Here is a 17,565-nt window from a genome sequence, read left to right as displayed (position 1 = left end):
TGTCCTGAAGACCGCTCAGAAATACTGCGCGGCCTGCAACCAGACGCTCGGCGAACGCGTGACCGTCGGCACGTCGTCGGCCGAGCCCAGCGGCCACGCGGCGGTGACGCTGATTTGCCGGTTCGTGCCGTACCAGCTCACGCCGACCCCGGCCGCCGAAAGCTGGAGCGTGTTGAGTTCGTTGCGCCACCGCTGTTTGTTGATCTGCATCCGGCCGGTATCGACGAAGGTGCTCACCTGCCATCCCGGCGCGGCGAGGTAGCGAAGCTCGGCGCTGGCTTGCCAGCCCTGGTCGCCGCTGCCCGCGCCGAGCGCATACGCGCGCACGCCGTAAGGGCCGCCGAGGCTGAATTTCTCGGATGCGTCGAGATTGCGCGACGCAAGTTGCGCGCCGAATTGCGTATAGAGCTGGAGCCGTGTGCCGAGCGATTGCAGTCGCAGCGCATTCAGGTTCAGCTTCGTGAAACGGCCGAACGTCTTCGCGTAGGTGTTCGTGTCGAGCGCGTCGTTGCCGCGTGCCCGCCCGATGCCGAGCGTGGCGGAGAACGCCGTGCGGCCGCCGCCGAGGGCATCGTCGTTGCTGTTGCCGTTGACGGTGAACGACCACAGGCCGATGTTCTTGCTGTTGACCGACTCGAACACGCCGTAGTCGTCGTGCAGGTTCTTGTTTTCGTAGAGCACCTGCGCCGTGAGGCTGGCGCGGCGGCCGCGCAGCAGCGGCTGCGCGACGAACGCGCTCTGCACGCTCGCGCGGCCGTGGAGGCCGAGCGGGCGAAACTCGCGGCCCAGCCGGTAGTTCATCTCGGAATAGCCGACGCCGATCCGGGTCGAAGCAGGGCCGATCGGCACCTGGTAGCCCGCGCGGTAGTAGCGCTGGTTCGTGTTGCTGGTGAGGCCGCGCAGCGTGAGCTGATCGCCGAGCCGCAGCGGTGAGTTCACGGCAATGCCGCCGGTCGCGCGATAGCGGCCCGTGAGCGGATCGCCGAAGTTGTCGAGTTCGAGCGAGCCGGTGGCGAACGGGCCGGGCTCCGCATCGATCAGCAAGTCGGTCGTACCGGGTTGCTGACCGGCGCGCAGCGTGCCCTTCGCGGCGACGCCTGGCAGCTCGTCCAGCAAGGTCAGCGAGCGTTCGAGATCCGCGCCGCGCACGATATCGCCGGCCTGTACCGCACCGAGCGGCTGGTGCAGCACGCCGTCGAGCACGCGCGAGCGGTTGCGCAGTTCGACTTGCCCGTATCGTCCTTCGACGACTGCAATGCGGACGACGCCGTTCTCGATGTCCTGATGCGGCAGGTAGGCGCGAGCGAGTACGTAGCCGTGCTCGCGATAATAGGTGGTGATCCGGCTGGCGGCTTCGTTCAGTGCGACGAAGTCGAGCTCACGGCCGACGAGATCGGCAAGCAACGCGTGCAGCGGCGCGGCGTCGATCGCCTGGTTGCCTTCGATGTCGAATGCGCTGACTGGAATACGGGGGCCGCCAACTGCGGCAGGTGCGGGTTCGTTGCCTGGCGCGGGCATGGCCAGATCGGGCGCGGCGGGAGCGGGCAATGCAGGGCGAAGCGTCTCGACGTCGCGTAGCGACTGGCCTGCATTGGGGACCTGGACTTGCGCATGCGCGAAACCGTGAAGCGACAGCGCAAGACCGGTCAGGCACGCGATGCGGAACGGGCCGGATCGCTTTCCGACGACAGGTTCGGGGCGGCAGGATGGCCAGGCACCGGGCACGGCCGCCAGCGTGGCGGGAGGGGGAGCGGGTAGTTGAGCCGGCATCGGGGGTGTCCCGGGCACGGCGTCGAGAGAACGGATGAAGCGGATTTTCGACCTCGAGCGGTTGTGCCTTTGGGCCGATGCGTGGTCTTCCGCGCCAGCCGTTTGGAATGCCGACGATGTTACGAAATGGTTCCGTGGATGAATATGGAACAAGTACGAGTGACTTGCTCCCATCATTCATTTTTGTCAGATTCTTCGATTCAATCGCATCCGGGCTCAAGACGCCGATGCACGGCGCTGCCGCGACAATCGGTGCTTCAACACAGCAAGCATCGGCCGCTCGATCCACGCATGACAGGCAAAGCCGCATAGGCAGACGGCGGCCAGCGTGACGAGCACGGCTGCCATGCCCGACCACGTGCCGGCATCGAGGCGCACACCGACGATCTTGTTCGCTGCGCCGATCACGTACGGATGCAGCAAATAGATCGAATAGCTCGCATCGCCGAGCCGGGCGAGCATCGCGTTCCCGATTGTCCAGCCGCGCAGGTCGAGCGCGACCGCGGCGACGATCAACATGCAGGCCGGCACGCCCCACCAGAAGACCCGTTCAAAGCCGGCCGGCGTGCCGAGCAGGGTGGCGGCGAGCGGTATCGCCGCGAGCGCCGCCGCGGCCGCGGCGAGCCACGCAAAGCGCGGAAGACATCCCGCGATGCCGGTTTCGAGCACCCGGCAGGCGAGCACGCCGAGCCCGAATTCGAGCACGAACGGCTGGCCGAGATGAGCGACGACTTCGCCTGCCGGGCCGCCGGCGGCCACGTACGCACAGAACAGCGCAAGTGCGAGCGCCGCGAACGTCGTTGCATGGCGAGCGCGGACGAACCACATCGATCCGGCGATGACGAGGTAGAACAGCATCTCGTATTCGAGCGTCCAGCCGTTGAGGTTCAGCGGCCCCCAATGGCCGTTCTCCTTCACGTATGGCACGAACAGCAGCGACTTGACGAGATAGTCGATGCCGGCCGTCGTCGAATTCAGCCAGTGAGGCTTCACGACCGCGATCGCGAACACGCCGAGCGTGGTCAGCCAGTAGAGCGGCACGATCCGGACCAGGCGCTTGCGCAGGAACGCGCGCCCCTCGCGTGGCGCGACGACGGACATGATGAAGCCGCTGATGACGAAAAAGATATCGACGCCGGCCTGCCCGAACGGAAGCACGCCCATGTGATAGCCGACGACGGCGAGCGCAGCCAACGCGCGTGCGCACTGGAGGTTCTGGAAGATGCCGGAATGGAGGGGGACGGTCTGCATGTCGGGTTCAGCGGGTGATGTCCATGTGTGGCAGGCGATCGAGCGCGGGCCTGGCGAGCGCGTTCGGTTGCCGCGTGCGGTGCGTCGCGGCCTCGCGCGTCGGCCGGCGTCGACCGGCACGCGGATCGAATCCCGCGAACTGAAGTGCGCACAGGAAGGCGACACTGGAAAGGTGGCGCGTATAGCTGCCGAGATCGGGTTCGAACAGCATCGATACGGCGACGTGACCGATGACGACGCAGGCGAGCAGATCGCGGGCCGGATGCGGACGTTGCCGCGCACGACGCCACACGGCGGCCAGCGCGATCCACACGAACAGCTGCATTGCGCATTCCTTGAGGCCCACGTCGAACAGCAGCGGCAGATTCAGCCGCAGCACCGCGTACGCATAGTTCGCGCAAAAGGCGATGAACGAATCCGGCGCGACCGGGTTGTAGAAACTCGTGCGCGCGCCGAATGGCGAGCCGTAGGCGAGATAGTCGGCTGCCATGTCGCGAGGATGCTGGAGCAGGTAGTACAGGTCCGGCGGCAGCAGGAACAGCACGATCGCGGCAGCGCCGATCAGCAACGTCCTGCCGCGCCATGACAGGTGCCGGAACAGGAACGCGGCCAGCGCGATCGCGAGAATCAACGCGAAGTAGCCGCGCACGACAGCTGCATAGCCGGCGTAGAGCGCCACGATGGCCGCGAAGGTCCACACGGTCGAGCGACGTCGCGCGATGCTGGCCAGCACGAGCGCGATCAGCACGACGAGCGTGTCCTTGCTCGCGACGAACAGGTTGAAGAACACGCAAGGCGCGAGCAGCACGATGGTCGCGGCCAGCGACCCGAGGCGACGGCCTTCGCCGACGATCCGCCAGATGAAGGCCGTGCCGATCGCGGCAACGAACAGCGACGTGCCGGCCGGGCCGAGCAGCGCATAGAACTTCGCGACCGCATCGAACGACGTGCCCTCGTAGGTGCTGCCGCCGCCGATCTGGCTCTGGATCTTCTCCGCGTCACGGAACACGAACTCGGGCAGGAACGTGCCGGCCTTCGCGTAGACTATCCAGTAGACGAACACGATCATCGCGCCGACGGCGCGCGTCACGCCGCGGCTCAGTGCGGGGCCGCCGGTAATCAGGTTACGCAGCATGGTGGGCAACCTCCGTGCTGAAGGTCGCGCGGGAACGGCCGGCGCGCGCGACGATCAGCGCCAGCGCGGCGACGATGCCGGCGCTTGCCGTCAGATGGGCGATTGCCGCCCCCATCGCGCCTGCATGAACGATCAGGCTCCACGCAAGCGGCAGGTACGACAGCGCGAGCGCGATCGTCGACACCATCACGGCGCGGCCGGCACGCAGCGCGATCGCGGCCGTCCACAGCACGTCCGCCGCGCCGCGCAGCACGAACGACACGAGCAGGATCGCGAGCAGCGTGAACTGGCCCGCGTTCGCCGGTTCGTGCGCGAGCGCGAACAGGTCGCGATGCAGCGCAAGGACCGCGGCCGCCGCGATCGACGTGACGATCACGCTGGCCACCGTCGCGCGAACGGCAAGCCGGGAGAATGTGTGCGGCGCGTCGGACAGCACGCGCACGAAACGCGGGCCGGCTGTCACGACGACGGTCGAGAACGCGAGTGCCTGGATCGCGTTGGCGATCGACCACGCGAACACGTACCGGCCGAGCGCATCGGCGCTCAGGTGGCCGCCGCCGATGAACCGCTCCGCGTATTGCAACGATGCGAGGACCACGCCGGCCACATAGAACGGCAACCCGTGCCGCCAGACCGACAGGACACCGCGCTCGCGCACGGCGAGTGTGCGCGCCGCCTGAGGGCGGCCGTGCACCTGGCGCGCAACCGCGCCGATACGCCACTGCGACAGCGCGACGACGCACGCATTGGCCGTGAACCACAGCGCGAAAACCGCTTCGATCGAATGCAGGGCGCCGACGAGCAACCCGGCTCCCGCGACGCCGGCCCATGCGCCGGTGCGGACGAACAGCAGCAGCGAGCCGGCGCGCGGCCGATGCAGCGAGAACAGCCAGCCGTTCGCCTCGAATGCCGCATGCTCGGACAGCGCGACGAGCAGCACGCACCACGCAAGCCGCGTCGGCATGCCGACGCGGGCGAGCAGAGCTGCGTCGCCGTTGGCGGTCGCGATGGCGAGCGTCGCGACAAGCAGCAGGTAGAGCCCGCCGTATGCGACGCAGAGGGTGCGCATTGCGCCGAACGCGGGCAGCGGATCGGGTTCGCTGAGCCGCCGGTTGAGTTCGGGACTGAAGCCGAGGCCGAGCAGTTTCGAGGTAATCACAGCGGCGGCGACTGCGAGCCCGTATGCGGCGACCGCGTCGAAGCCGAGCGTGCGCGCGACGATGATCGCGAGCGCGAATTTCAGGGCGAGCGCCAGGCTACGCAGGAGCAGGCGCATCAGCATGGCACGACCTCGTCGGCTTCGGCTTGCGTGCCGACGTCGGAGCCGGAATCGGCACGACGGGCCGCGCGCAGCGCGTCGATCACGCGCGCGCGTGCGGCTCGGATGCGCGCAAACCCGCCATGTGCGGCATGCCAGAACGCCGCAGTCGCGCCGGGGCCGAGGATGGTCCGGCAGACGCGTGCCGGATCGAAATCCGCGCCGTTGACGACCCAGTCGCCGAGCTTCATGTCCGCATAGGCCCCGAAGCCCTTGCGCTCGTAGCTGACGTGGAAGGCGGGTACGCCATGCAGGATCGATTCGAGCGCGCCGTGCAGGCGAACCGATACCGTGACGTCCGGCCGGTCGGTTTCGAGGAGCGTCTTGAGCGGCGTCAGCGGCTCTTGAATGCCGAGGCCGCGGTAGTACGCGGGATCGTCGTTGCCGCGCCCCGTGCTTTGCACGGCAAAGCTGACTCGGCACGTCGCACGTACCTGCTCGACCAGCCGCGCGATCGATGCGTCATAGCGCGCGCGTCGTTGCGCGCTCCAGGCGGGGGCGCGGCGCAGCACGAATGCGACATGGCGGGCGGTGTCGCCTGTCGGCGGAGCATGCCGAAGGATGGCGTCGCTGCGATGCCCGAAGTCGAGCACTGCGAGATCGGGCACGCGCCGCGTATTCGGATTCGCGGCGAGGAGTGCGGCGGAACGGTCGTCGCGCACGAACACCGTATCGAATGCGCGGAGCAGCGACTGAAGATGCGTGCCGACGGCGCGCGACGACAGCACCGGGCCGATGCTTTGCGGCAGATAGACGGCGGGCTTGCCGGAAGCGAGTGCGGCCCGCATTTGCAGCAGGTGGCCGGCTTCGAGCTTGAGCGCTTCGATCGCCGTGCGTGCGCGCAGATAGCCGCCGCCGACACCGACGATCAGGTCGACTTCGTCGAGCAGGCCGCGCAGTGTGTTCAGTCTGCCGTTGATTCGAACGGGCAGCGCGGCAGCGGCGGCACCGACCAGCCGGTCCTTGCCGCGTTCCGCGAGCACGGGCGCTGCGCGCACGTCGTCGTACGCCGGAAACGAAGCCGGATCGGCCGCGACGATCGACACGCGGACGGCATCGCCGAAGGCTTCCCGGAGCAGGCCGACGGACAGGTCGACCAGCAGGCCGTCACCGGAGTTGCGGGCGCTGTACGCGTGCAGCAGCGCGACGTGGGTAGGGGGCGTCATGCCGGGCCTCGTCTGGAAAGGGTGTGATAGAGGTCGAGCGTGTGCGCGACCATCGTGTCGGCCGAAAAGTGACCGAAGGCCGCCGTGCAGTTCGCGCGCAGCGCGTCGCGCGCGGCCGGATCGTTGGCAAGCGCGACGATCGCGCGCGCGAACCGCGTCGTGTCGTCTTCGTTGGGCACCACGACGCCAATGTCGTACGTGGCGATCAGCTCGGTCGCACCGGACACCTGCGTGGCGACGATCGGCACGCCGGCCGCCATCGCTTCGAGGCACACGTACGGAAAGCCTTCGTAGCGGCTCGGCAACGCGAACAGGTCGAACGCGGAGAAATAGCGGCTCGCGTGGTTCACGCGGCCGACGACGTGAAGATTCGGCGGCAGATCGTCGGCCTCGTTGCCGGCCGCCGTGATGAAGTCGCCGGAGCCGATCGCGGCGATCTGCACGGTGCGGCCACATTGGCGATACACGCCGCGCGCAATCCGCACGAGGCGGTCGATGCCTTTTTGATGGTCGAAGCGCCCGACGAAACCGACGACGCAGGCGTCGCGCGCGATGCCGAGTGCACGTCGTGCCGCCTCGCGCGGTATCGGTGCGGGCGGCCGGACCCCGTTGACGATCGTCTTGATGCGCGCGGCCGGAATGCCGAGCGTTTCGTTCAGGTGTTGGGCCTCGTCGTGCGAGACGGCGACGATCCGGTGCGTGCACCGGCGGCCGAGCAGCCGCTCGATCGCTCCGTAGAAACGGCGCTGGCGGGTGCCCAGCGTCGGGTTCAGCGTATAGACCGCATGCGGCGTGTACACCTGTCGCCACGGCCCGACGCACAGGCGCGCGATCGCACCGGCTTTCGAGCTGTGGCTGTGCACGATGTCGGGGCGGATGCGCAGCAGGTGGCGATAGACGTGGGCGACCGCGAGCGCGTCGCGCCAGCCGACCGCGCGCTGCATCGGCACCGCATGCACGCTTGCGCAGCGCGACAGCACGCGCGCATCGAGGATCGCTTCATCAAAACGCGGGCCGTGCGGCACGATCAGGTGCAGCTCGATGCCGTCGGTTGCGCTCAGCCCGTCGATCAGGTCGGCGAGATGGACGGCCACGCCGCCGCCGGCGGCTTCGACGACGAGCGCGATCCGCAGGCGTGCCGCACGCGCCGGCGCTTGCCGGGCGCGCAATGCGGTCGTGGCGGAAGCGCCCGCCTGCGCGGCATCGCGTACCGTGGCGCGTTCGAGGTGACGGGTATCGCTCATCGCGGGCCTCCCCGGCGGCGCGATACGAGCGCGCGCAGCGTGCGGCCGATCGACGATGCCAGACTGCAAAGCGATGGCGCGTAACGGTACTGCGTATAGCGATAAGCACCGTAGCGCGAGCCGTACCGGCCGATGTGCGGATCGACGCCGTTGAGCAGTACGCCGCTCGCGGCGACACCGTTGTGCGCGAGGCGCCGCACGGCTTCGCCCAGTTCGGCGACGCGTGTCGACGCGGCGCGCGCCGTGAGCAGCACGGTGCCGGCGTGGCGGCCGAGCATGACCGCGTCGGTCACGGCGAGAATCGGCGCCGCGTCGATCACGACCACGTCGTAGCGGGCCGACAGCGTGTCGAGCAGCGCGGCGACGCGTGCGTCGGCGAGCAGCTCGGACGGATGCGCGGGCACCGCGCCGGTCGGGATGAAATCGAGATGCGGCACCACGTCGCGGTGGGTCACGTCGGCCGGTGCGACCGTACCCGACAGCAGCTCGGCGAAGCCGCGCTCGCGCGGGACACCGAATGAATCGTGCAGATGACCTTTGCGCAGGTCGCCGTCGACGAGCAGCACGCGCTCGCCGTTGGCCGCGAGCAGCGCCGCGAAGTTCGCCGCGACGAACGACTTGCCCGCGCCCGGCGCGGGGCCGCTCAGCAGCAGCACGTTGTTGCGCGCGCCCTGCATCGCGAAGCGCAGCGCCGTGCGCAGGCTCCGCAGGCTTTCCACGGCCGGATCGTGCGGGTGCCGCGCGCTCAGCAGGTTGGGCCCGGGGGCGTGCTGCGCGATGCGCCGCACCATCTGCCGCTGGGCCGCCGAATCGGGAATCGTCGCGTAGACGTCGATGTCGAGATGCCGCTCGATATCGTCCGCGTGGCGGACGCCGCCGAACAGGAAGTCGCGTGCAAAGGCGAGCGCGATGCCGAATGCGAGCCCGATCAGCGCGGCCGCCGCGATGACGAAGGGGCGCTTCGGACGCACGGGATCCTCGGGCACGATCGCCGTATCGACGAGCCGCACGCTGCCGGTCTTGCCGGCCTTGACCAGTTCGAGCTGCTGCGTGTTCGCGAGCAGCGCCGTATAGAGATCGGTGTCGACCTTCACGTCGAGCATCAGCCGCACGGCCTCCTGCTGCAGGTCGGGCAGCCGTCGCACCTGATGTTCGAAGCCGCGTTGCTCGCGGCCGAGCGTGGCGATCTGCGCGTCGAGCGCGACCATGTCGGGGTGGCCCGGCGCAAAGCGCGCGGCCATCTCGTCGCGCTTCTGCTGCAGTTCGAGGCGGCGCGTGGTCGCGTCGGCCGTCTGCTGCAGGATCAGCTTCGCTTCCTCGGTCAGATCGATCGTGCCGTTCGCATTGCGCATGTCGGTGTAGCGCTGCTCGGCGTCCTGCAACTGACGCTTGAGCACCGGCAGCTGCGCGTTGAGGAACGCGAGCGACTGCGCGGCGTCGGCGGACTTGCGCTCGATGTGCTGGCGCACGTAGTGGTTCGCCACCGCCTGGAGCTGCGCCTGGATCCGTTGCGGATCGGCGCCGCGCAGCGTCGCGACGATCACGCCCGACTGCTTGATCTTTTCCTGGACGTCGAGCCCGTGCCGCAGCGTGTCGATCGTCTCGGCGCGCGATTCGCGCACGAGCGTGAAGCGGGTGGCCGGGTTCGCGTCGATGCGCGCGATGTCGATCGCGATCGGGCCGCTCGCGGTCGGGAAGGTTTCGAGGTGCCCGATGCGGCCGGTGATAGCCGACGGCAGCGCCGGCCCGGTCAGCCGGTAGCGCTGGCCGTCGAGCAGCGTCAGGTCGAAGCGCTCGCCTTCGAGCGGCCTGGGCACGTCGAAGCGCGTGACGCCGATCGCTTCCTCGCCCCATGCATAACCGCCGAACCCGAGGAGGCCGGGGTGCGCGAGGCCGGTGTTGAAGCGCGACACGAAATCGCCGACCAGCGGAAAGCGCTTCGGCTGCGCGACGATGTAGCTGCGCAGCTCGTCGACGGCACGCGTGACGACGAGCCGCGACGCGAGAATCTGCGCCTCGGCCGCGGCGCTCGACTTGATGTCGAACAGCGACGACACGTCGCCGAGCATGCTTTTCGCGGCGGTCGTGTCGCCGCTGTCCTCGACCTGGAGCAGGATGTCGGCCTGGTATTGCGGCGCGGCGAGAAACGCGTACAACGTGCCGGCGCCGATGCAGGCGGCGGTTGTCAGCGCGATCAGCCAGCGTTGGGACACGAGCACGTCGACGACGCCGGCGAGGTCGAGCTCGGCGCCGCGATCGTGCGATCGTTCGCGGGAAACGGGAGAGGTCATCGATTCGGTCCGGAAAGCGGGGTGGAGGGGGAGGCGGCCGGCGCGATGCGCGCGCACCACGCGTCGACACCGCGCTCGATGAGCCGCAGGCTGCGTTCGAACGATGCGCGCGGGCCGAGATACGGATCGGGCACGTCGACGCCGTGAGCGGTGCCGCCGAGGCGGAACACACGGCCGCACAGGAACGGGTGGCGGCGCTCGAGCCAGCGCTTCTGCGCGAGATCCATCGTCAGGATCAGGTCGGCGCGCGTGACGTGCCGGGACATCACCTGGCGCGCGCGGTGCGTGGCGAGGTCGAGGCCGCGCTCGCGCATCAGGTCGATGGCGTGCGGGTCGGCCGGCTGGCCGTCGAGCGCGCCGATGCCGGCCGACTGCACGTCGACACCGGGCAGGCGCGCGGCAAGCAGTGCCTGCGCCATCGGGCTGCGGCAGACGTTGCCGACACACACGACGAGCAGCGTGGCGATCGCGCTCATTTGACGGCGAGCGCCGCGGTGGCGCTGGTGCTGACGCCGGGCAGCAGCAGGCTCAGCACGCGGCTGAAGCGCACCAGGCCGTTGCCGTCGACGTAGACGATGTCCTTCGGCTGCAGCGCGAACTCGTTGGCGAGCACCATCGACACGGGCGAGCGCGCGTCGAGGTGGAACACCTGCGGATCGCCCGTCTGCGAGCCGCGGATCACGAACATCTGCGCGGCGTCGGCGGTATTGGCGTTCACGCTGCCGGCCTGCGACAGCGCGTCGGACAGCGTCAGCCGGCCGTCGCGCTGCGGCACCGCGAGCGATGGCTTGTTCACTTCGCCCATCACGTACACGCCGTAGTCGCTGCGTGCCGGCACGTGCAGCAGGTCGCCCGCGGCCAGCACGACGTCGGCGGGATTGCGGCCGTCGCGCAGCATGCGCGTCAGGTCGAGCGGATAGGACACGCCGTCGCGCACGAGCGTCATGCGGCTCTGGTCGGCGGCCGTGCCGAGCCCGCCCGCGCGGCCGAGCGCTTCGTAGAGCGTCATCGGCACGTCGTTGACGGGCTGCGCGCCCGGCGTGCGGACTTCGCCGTCGATATAGACCTGCTGCGAGCGGAACGACGCGACGCGCAACGTCACTTGCGGATTGCGATAGACGCGCGACAGCGCGGCGGCGATGCGTGCCTGCGCGGCGTCGGCGGTAAGACCCGCGACCGGCACGCTGCCGGCGAACGGGAACGCCAGGTTGCCGTGCGGATCGACGACGAAGCCCGCGACCGGATCGGCCGCGCGCGGTGCGTTCTGCTGTGCCGAACCTTGCGCGGCAGCGAGTTCCGGGTGATCCCAGACGGTGATCTGCAGCACGTCGCCAGGGCCGAGACGGTAAGCGCCGGGCGCGGCCGCCAGCCGGTCGGACGGCAGGTTCTGCCGCTGCACGGCCTGGGCGTCGAGCTGGCGAATCAGGCTCGCGTCGATCGTCGTGATCCGGAACGGCAGGGCGCTCCCGTTGGCGGTGACGTTGCCGGCAGGCTGGCCGTCGGTGGCGGCGGGCGGTGCGCTCATCTGCATGCCGGGTGCGAATGCACAGGCCGACAGCGCGACGCTGACCGTTGCGGCCAGCAGCGTGCGCATGCGGTAGGGACGAGCGGATCCAGCCCGCTCGATCATGGCGGAAGTCATCAGTGATCCTTATCGTGGTGCGGCGGCGCGCGGTGGCGGTGCCGCTTGCGTATCAGTACGCGTTGCGGTGAGACCAGCCGCGCAGCGCGGTGGCCAGGACGATGTGCATGTCGAGGGCGAACGACCAGTTGCGCAGGTAGTGGAGATCGGCTTCGACGCGGCGCTGCATTTTTTCCAGGCGGTCGGTCTCGCCGCGCAGGCCGTTGATCTGCGCCCACCCGGTGATGCCGGGCTTGACGCGGTAGCGGTGGATATAGCCGTCGACGATCTTCCGGTAGAGGTCGTCGTGCTCGAGCGCGTGCGGGCGCGGGCCGACGACCGACATCTCGCCGCGCAACACGTTGAGGAACTGCGGCAGCTCGTCGAGGCTCGTGCGGCGCAGGAACGCGCCGACCCGCGTGATGCGCGGATCGTCGCGCGTCGCCTGGCGCACTTCGCTGCCCGCTTCGTGCAGCCGCATCGTGCGGAACTTGAAGATCGTGAACGCCTGGCCATCCGCGCCTTTGCGCTGCTGGCGGAACAGCACGGGGCCGTTCGACGACAGCCGGACGGCCGCCGCGATCGCGAGCAGCAGTGGCGCCATGGCGACGAGGACGGTGGCCGCAAACACACGATCGAAGATCGCCTTGTGCAGCAACGCACGCGACGACAGCGGCGACGCGACCAGGTTGATCGCCGGTGCGCCGACGAGGTCGATCATCTCGCCGTCGAACATCGCGAGCTTGCTGACGTCGGGCATGAAGCGGATGTTGACGAGATCGTCGCGGAATGCGTCGAGCACGGCCATCACGATGCGTGCCTCGCCGATCGGCAGCGCGAGCCAGACTTCGGGAATTGCGTGCGTGCGGACATGCCGGGCGAACGTCTCGAGATCGCAAAAGCGCGGCATGCCGTCGGGGCCCGTCGTGCTGGTGCTGGCGATATCGAACATCGCCGCCGCGCGGAAGCCGGCCGACGGCACATCGGCGATGCGATCGAGCACGGCGTCGCGATGGGCGCCAGTGCCGACGATCGCGACGAGGCGATCGCTTTCCTGCGGGCGGCCGATCCGTTCGAGCGTCGTGCCGGCGACGATGCGCGACGCGACGAGCGCGATGCCGCTCATCGCCGTCCAGAGCAGGTGCCAGGGCAACGGAATGGCCAGGGTCGGCGCGAGTACCTGCATCACGAGCGCCGCGCCGGCCTGTGCGATCAGCCACGCGAACGCGGTCAGCAGCGCGGTGCGGAGCCTGGGGGGGCGCGTCGGCGCCGCGTAGAGGCGGAAGGCCGGAAACAGCACCAGCGCGAAGGTCGCGGCGCACGCGACGGCGGCCAGTTCGGACGACCGGTCGCCGTCCGGGCCCGGCAATACCAGCGCGGCGGCCAGCGCGCCGGACGAAATCAGGGCGACGTCAGCCATGCGCGCGATCAGGCCGCCTGCGGCACGCGCTGCATGCGCGTGCCGTGGTTCGAATGAAGTATCCATATACCCTCCTGCTGCCGTTCTGATTTAAAGGGACGCCCGTCGTCCCGATCGCGACGCGAAACCGCGAGCCCGGCCGAAGCGGAGCGCGGCCGCTGTTTCCACTGCATGGGAAATGCCATCGGGGAAGGAGACGCTGCCTGGGGTGCCGGTCGACCGGATGAATTGCAACGGCGCTTCTCGTGCCTGGCGCCATGAAGGGCGAATGCTTGCGAAACGTTGCGACCGACTCGACGGGGTTAATTTTCAGGAAGCAGGGGCTTGATTTAAATAGAACGCCTACTAAATGCCGTGGAAATGGATTAGTACGTGTACGAATCCGTAGGATTTATCTGTGAGGGCGCGCATGACGGCGTCAGACTTGTCTTCAGAATGACGCGCAATGGCGGGTCGTCGAGGCGAACGAATCGCAGCAAGCGGAGCGCCGCGTGCGAACAAAGCGAGGATTGGGGACAGCCGACGGAATGGGGCGCAGGACGGAGGATGGAGGACGGAGGGCGGGCACAGCAGTAACGGCGATCCGGGCAATCGCCGCGATCGGGGGGGCGGCACGCGATCCTCTGCGCGCCGGCGTTTCATCCCGATCCCGTCACCCGTTCCGGAAAATCTCGCTATAGGCGCTCAACGCCGGCACGCCGCCGAGATGGGCATACAGTACCTTCGACCCGGGTTCGAATTCCCCGAGCCGTACCTTGTCGATCATCCCGTGCATCGATTTCCCTTCATAGACCGGATCGGTCAGCATGCCTTCGAGCCGCGCACACAGGCGAATCGCTTCGAGCGTGCCGTCGTTCGGCAGCCCGTATTCGGGGCCGGCGTAGCGTGTGTCGAGCACCACGTCCGCTGCGGTGATCGGCCGGCCCAGATCCACGAGCTCGGCCGTGTGCCGCGCAATGCGCGTGATCTGCTCGTGCGTGCGCTCGGGCGTGGCCGACGCGTCGATCCCGATCACGCGGTCGGCGCGTCCGTCGGCCGCGAAGCCGACGACCATCCCCGCCTGCGTGCTGCCCGTCACCGAGCACACGACGATGTAATCGAACTTGAAGCCGAGTTGTGCCTCCTGCGCACGCACTTCTTCCGCGAAACCGACGAAACCGAGCCCGCCGAGCGGATGCTCGGAGCAACCGGCCGGAATCGGATACGGCTTGCCGCCCGCCTGCCGCACGCTCTCCATCGCTTCTTCCCAGCTGCGTCGAATGCCGATGTCGAAGCCGTCCGACACGAGCCGCACGTCCGCGCCCATCATGCGCGACAGCTGGATGTTGCCGACCCGGTCGTACACCGGATCGTCATAGTTGACCCAGTGCTCCTGCACGAGCACGCACTTCATCCCGAGATGCGCGGCGACGGCGGCGACCTGGCGCGTCTGGTTCGACTGCACGCCGCCGATCGACACGAGCGTATCCGCGCCCTGCGCGAGCGCGTCGGGGACGAGGTATTCGAGCTTGCGCGTCTTGTTGCCGCCGAACGCGAGGCCGCTGTTGCAGTCCTCGCGCTTCGCATACAGCTCGACCCTGCCGCCGAGGTGCTCGCTCAGGCGCTTGAGCGGCTGGATCGGCGTCGGGCCGAACGTGAGCGGATAACGGGGGAAACGTTGCAGGATCATCGACGAACTCCGGAGGGCGGTGAAGGTGGCTGCGGTGTCCGGGCGCGGCCAGCGGCGGCATCCCGATGGAAAAATGATAGGGATGACGGCAAGAAATGAGCTTGCGAAATAAATCTCCACGGCCTACGTTATCGAAGGAGATCGCGTATTCAAAACAATTTGAATGCGCTGAAACGGAGATTGACGCAATGAAATTAGAGAGAGGCGGCACCGCGCCGGCCGACGCCGCACCGACGCTCGATCGCATCGACCGCGCGATCCTGCGGCAACTGCAGCAGGACGCGTCGATCTCCAACGTGAGCCTCGCGGCGAAGGTGAAGCTGAGCGCGCCGGCGTGCCTGCGGCGCGTCGAGCGGTTGAAGGAAATGGGGCTGATCCGCGGCATCGTCGCGTTGCTCGACCCGAAGCCGCTCGGTGCCGGCATGCTGGTCGTGATCGGCTTCGTGCTCGATCGCTCGACACCCGAAGCGTTCGCCGCGTTCGAGCAGGCCGCGCAGAAAGTGTCGGGATGTGTCGAGTGCCACGTCGTGACCGGCGAATTCGACTACTTCATGCTCGTGCGCACGCGCGACAACGAAAGCTTCAACCGGCTGCACGCCGAACAGTTGCTGTACCTGCCGGGCGTGCGGCAGGTGCGCTCGTTCATGGTGCTCAAGGAGATTCTGTCGACGCATGCGCTGCCGCTGTAGGCACGCGTGTTCAGCGCATGCACGTCGGACCGGCGCCGGGCCTACCCGCCAACCTGTCCGCTTGCCGACGAAACCGCGACAGTCTCCCGACGCTGCCGACAGGTACTGAACGAAACGCGCGCTCGCGCGTCGCACCTTCACGACGCGGCTTGAACCGATCGCGTATGCTCGTCCCGTCGGCGGCGCGAGCAGGCCGCCGGAGCCGGTTCATGCATGTGACGACCCATCAACGAGCGAGGGCACCATGGCAAGACAGACGATGGCGGAATATCTGGCGAAGACGCTGGCGGCAGCGGGTGTCGAGCGCATCTGGGGCGTGACGGGCGACAGCCTGAACGGCCTGTCGTTCAGCCTGAGCCAGATCGGCTCGATCCGCTGGATGCACACGCGGCACGAGGAAAGCGCCGCGTTCGCGGCCGGCGCGGACGCCGCGTCGACCGGGCGGCTCGCGGTGTGCGCGGGCAGCTGCGGCCCCGGCAACCTGCACCTGATCAACGGACTGTACGACTGCCACCGCAATCACCAGCCGGTGCTCGCGATCGCCGCGCACATTCCATCGACCGAGATCGGCCTCGGCTATTTCCAGGAAACCCATCCGCAGGAGCTGTTCCGCGAATGCAGCCATTTCGCGGAGCTCGTGACCAACGCGTCGCAGTTCCCGCGCGTGCTCGCGCGCGCGATGCGCACCGCGATCGACGAGCGCGGCGTCGCGGTGATCGTGCTGCCGGGCGACATCGCGCTCGGCGACGGCCCGGAAGAACTGCCGGCGTGGAGCGAATCGGCGCCGCCGTCGATCCTGCCGGCCGATACCGATCTCGACCGGCTTGCGGCGCTGCTCAACGCGTCCGACGCGGTCACGCTGCTGTGCGGCAGCGGCACGCAAGGCGCGCACGACGAGGTGGTCGCGCTGGCCGATACGCTCGGCGCGCCGGTCGTGCATGCGCTGCGCGGCAAGCAGTTCGTCGAATGGGACAACCCGTTCGACGTCGGGATGACGGGACTGATCGGTTTCAGCTCGGGCTATCACGCGATGGAATCGTGCGACACGCTGCTGATGCTCGGCACGGATTTCCCGTACCGGCCGTTTTATCCGTCGAACGCGAAGGTCGCGCAGATCGACTGGAAGGGCTCGCAGCTCGGCCATCGCGCACCGCTCGCGCTCGGCCTCGTCGGCACCGTGAAGGAAACGATCGCGGCGCTGCTGCCGCGCCTCACGCGCAAGACGCAGCGGCGTTTCCTCGAGAACGCGCTGAAGCACTACGCGGCCGCCCGCAAGGGGCTCGACGATCTCGCGGTGGCCGAGCCGCCGGGCCGCGCGATCCATCCGCAGTACCTGACGAAGATCGTCGACGAAGTCGCGGCGGAAGACGCGATCTTCACGGCCGACGTCGGCACGCCGACGCTGTGGGCCGCGCGCTACCTGACGATGAACGGCAAGCGGCAACTGCACGGTTCGTTCAATCACGGCTCGATGGCGAACGCGATGCCGCAGGCGCTTGGCGCGCAGGGCGCGCATCCGGGGCGGCAGGTCGTGTCGCTGTCCGGCGACGGCGGGCTGTCGATGCTGCTCGGCGATCTGCTGACCGCGCGGCAGCTCAAGCTGCCGATCAAGATCGTCGTGTACAACAACAGCCTGCTCGGCTTCGTGTCGATGGAGCTGAAGGCGGCCGGCTATCTCGACACGAACGTCGACCTGAGCCCGACCGATTTCGCGGCGATTGCGAAGGGCGCGGGCATCTTCAGCGTGCGCGTCGAGCATTCGGAGAGCGTCGAAGAGGCGCTGCGCATGGCGTTCGCGCATGACGGGCCGGCGGTGGTCGACGTCGTCACGTCGAAGTACGAGCTTGCGATGCCGCCGAAGATCGAACTCGCGCATGCGAAGGGCTTCAGCCTGTTCATGCTGCGCGCGATCCTCAGCGGGCGCGGCGACGAGATCGTCGAGCTCGCCCGAACCAACCTGCGGTGAGACGGCGCCGCGCTGCGATGCTTCG

13 protein-coding genes are annotated in these 17,565 nt (G+C 68.4%); 2 read left to right on the top strand and 11 right to left on the bottom strand.

Annotated elements, in window-relative coordinates; all coding sequences use genetic code 11:
• Positions 1-15: 15 nt before the first annotated feature.
• The 11 genes from LGN19_RS33385 to LGN19_RS33335 all read right to left on the bottom strand — a co-directional run bounded on the left by LGN19_RS33385 (position 16) and on the right by LGN19_RS33335 (position 14,885).
• Positions 16-1,923, bottom strand: coding sequence for a ShlB/FhaC/HecB family hemolysin secretion/activation protein (locus tag LGN19_RS33385; protein WP_319000674.1), 1,908 nt, complete (start codon positions 1,921-1,923; stop codon positions 16-18).
• A 63-nt stretch (positions 1,924-1,986) separates the two neighbouring features.
• Positions 1,987-3,021: an acyltransferase family protein gene (locus LGN19_RS33380; protein ID WP_226219508.1), complete on the bottom strand. Its 1,035-nt coding sequence runs from the start codon at positions 3,019-3,021 to the stop codon at positions 1,987-1,989.
• Between the two features lie 7 nt (positions 3,022-3,028).
• Positions 3,029-4,156, bottom strand: coding sequence for a hypothetical protein (locus tag LGN19_RS33375; RefSeq protein WP_226219506.1), 1,128 nt, complete (start codon positions 4,154-4,156; stop codon positions 3,029-3,031).
• Complete coding sequence (locus LGN19_RS33370) at positions 4,146-5,438, bottom strand: lipopolysaccharide biosynthesis protein (RefSeq protein WP_226219504.1); 1,293 nt, start codon at positions 5,436-5,438, stop codon at positions 4,146-4,148. The genes LGN19_RS33375 and LGN19_RS33370 overlap by 11 nt, the downstream gene beginning before the upstream one ends.
• Entirely contained in the window at positions 5,432-6,640 is a 1,209-nt protein-coding gene (locus tag LGN19_RS33365) for a polysaccharide pyruvyl transferase family protein (RefSeq protein ID WP_226219503.1), read from the bottom strand. Before LGN19_RS33365 ends, LGN19_RS33370 begins: the two co-directional genes overlap by 7 nt.
• Positions 6,637-7,884 (bottom strand): glycosyltransferase family 4 protein, encoded by a 1,248-nt coding sequence (locus LGN19_RS33360; RefSeq protein ID WP_226219501.1) that lies wholly within the window; start codon positions 7,882-7,884, stop codon positions 6,637-6,639. Before LGN19_RS33360 ends, LGN19_RS33365 begins: the two co-directional genes overlap by 4 nt.
• Positions 7,881-10,175: a polysaccharide biosynthesis tyrosine autokinase gene (locus tag LGN19_RS33355; RefSeq protein ID WP_226219499.1), complete on the bottom strand. Its 2,295-nt coding sequence runs from the start codon at positions 10,173-10,175 to the stop codon at positions 7,881-7,883. The genes LGN19_RS33360 and LGN19_RS33355 overlap by 4 nt, the downstream gene beginning before the upstream one ends.
• A complete protein-coding gene (locus tag LGN19_RS33350; protein ID WP_226219497.1) occupies positions 10,172-10,651 on the bottom strand; it encodes a low molecular weight protein-tyrosine-phosphatase in 480 nt (159 codons plus the stop codon). Before LGN19_RS33350 ends, LGN19_RS33355 begins: the two co-directional genes overlap by 4 nt.
• Positions 10,648-11,817 (bottom strand): polysaccharide biosynthesis/export family protein, encoded by a 1,170-nt coding sequence (locus LGN19_RS33345; RefSeq protein WP_226219496.1) that lies wholly within the window; start codon positions 11,815-11,817, stop codon positions 10,648-10,650. The genes LGN19_RS33350 and LGN19_RS33345 overlap by 4 nt, the downstream gene beginning before the upstream one ends.
• A 52-nt stretch (positions 11,818-11,869) precedes the next feature.
• The gene (locus LGN19_RS33340; RefSeq protein WP_226219495.1) at positions 11,870-13,282 is read right to left on the bottom strand and encodes an undecaprenyl-phosphate glucose phosphotransferase; all 1,413 of its coding nucleotides are present in this window, start codon (positions 13,280-13,282) and stop codon (positions 11,870-11,872) included.
• Positions 13,283-13,868: 586 nt separating this feature from the next.
• Entirely contained in the window at positions 13,869-14,885 is a 1,017-nt protein-coding gene (locus LGN19_RS33335) for a 1-aminocyclopropane-1-carboxylate deaminase (RefSeq protein WP_226219493.1), read from the bottom strand.
• Between the two features lie 188 nt (positions 14,886-15,073).
• On the opposite strand from LGN19_RS33335, the gene LGN19_RS33330 reads away from it, so the two are divergent.
• Together LGN19_RS33330 and poxB are read left to right on the top strand one after the other, a co-directional pair.
• Positions 15,074-15,574, top strand: coding sequence for an Lrp/AsnC family transcriptional regulator (locus LGN19_RS33330; protein ID WP_122949689.1), 501 nt, complete (start codon positions 15,074-15,076; stop codon positions 15,572-15,574).
• 244 nt (positions 15,575-15,818) lie between these two features.
• Entirely contained in the window at positions 15,819-17,540 is a 1,722-nt protein-coding gene (poxB, locus tag LGN19_RS33325; protein ID WP_226219491.1) for a ubiquinone-dependent pyruvate dehydrogenase, read from the top strand.
• The last annotated feature ends 25 nt before the right edge of the window (positions 17,541-17,565 follow it).

Source organism: Burkholderia sp. AU30198, from assembly GCF_020419825.1.
Taxonomy (GTDB): Bacteria; Pseudomonadota; Gammaproteobacteria; order Burkholderiales; family Burkholderiaceae; genus Burkholderia.
The sequence above is the reverse complement of the archived record's forward strand: the minus strand, read 5'-3'. Positions and strand labels throughout refer to the sequence as shown.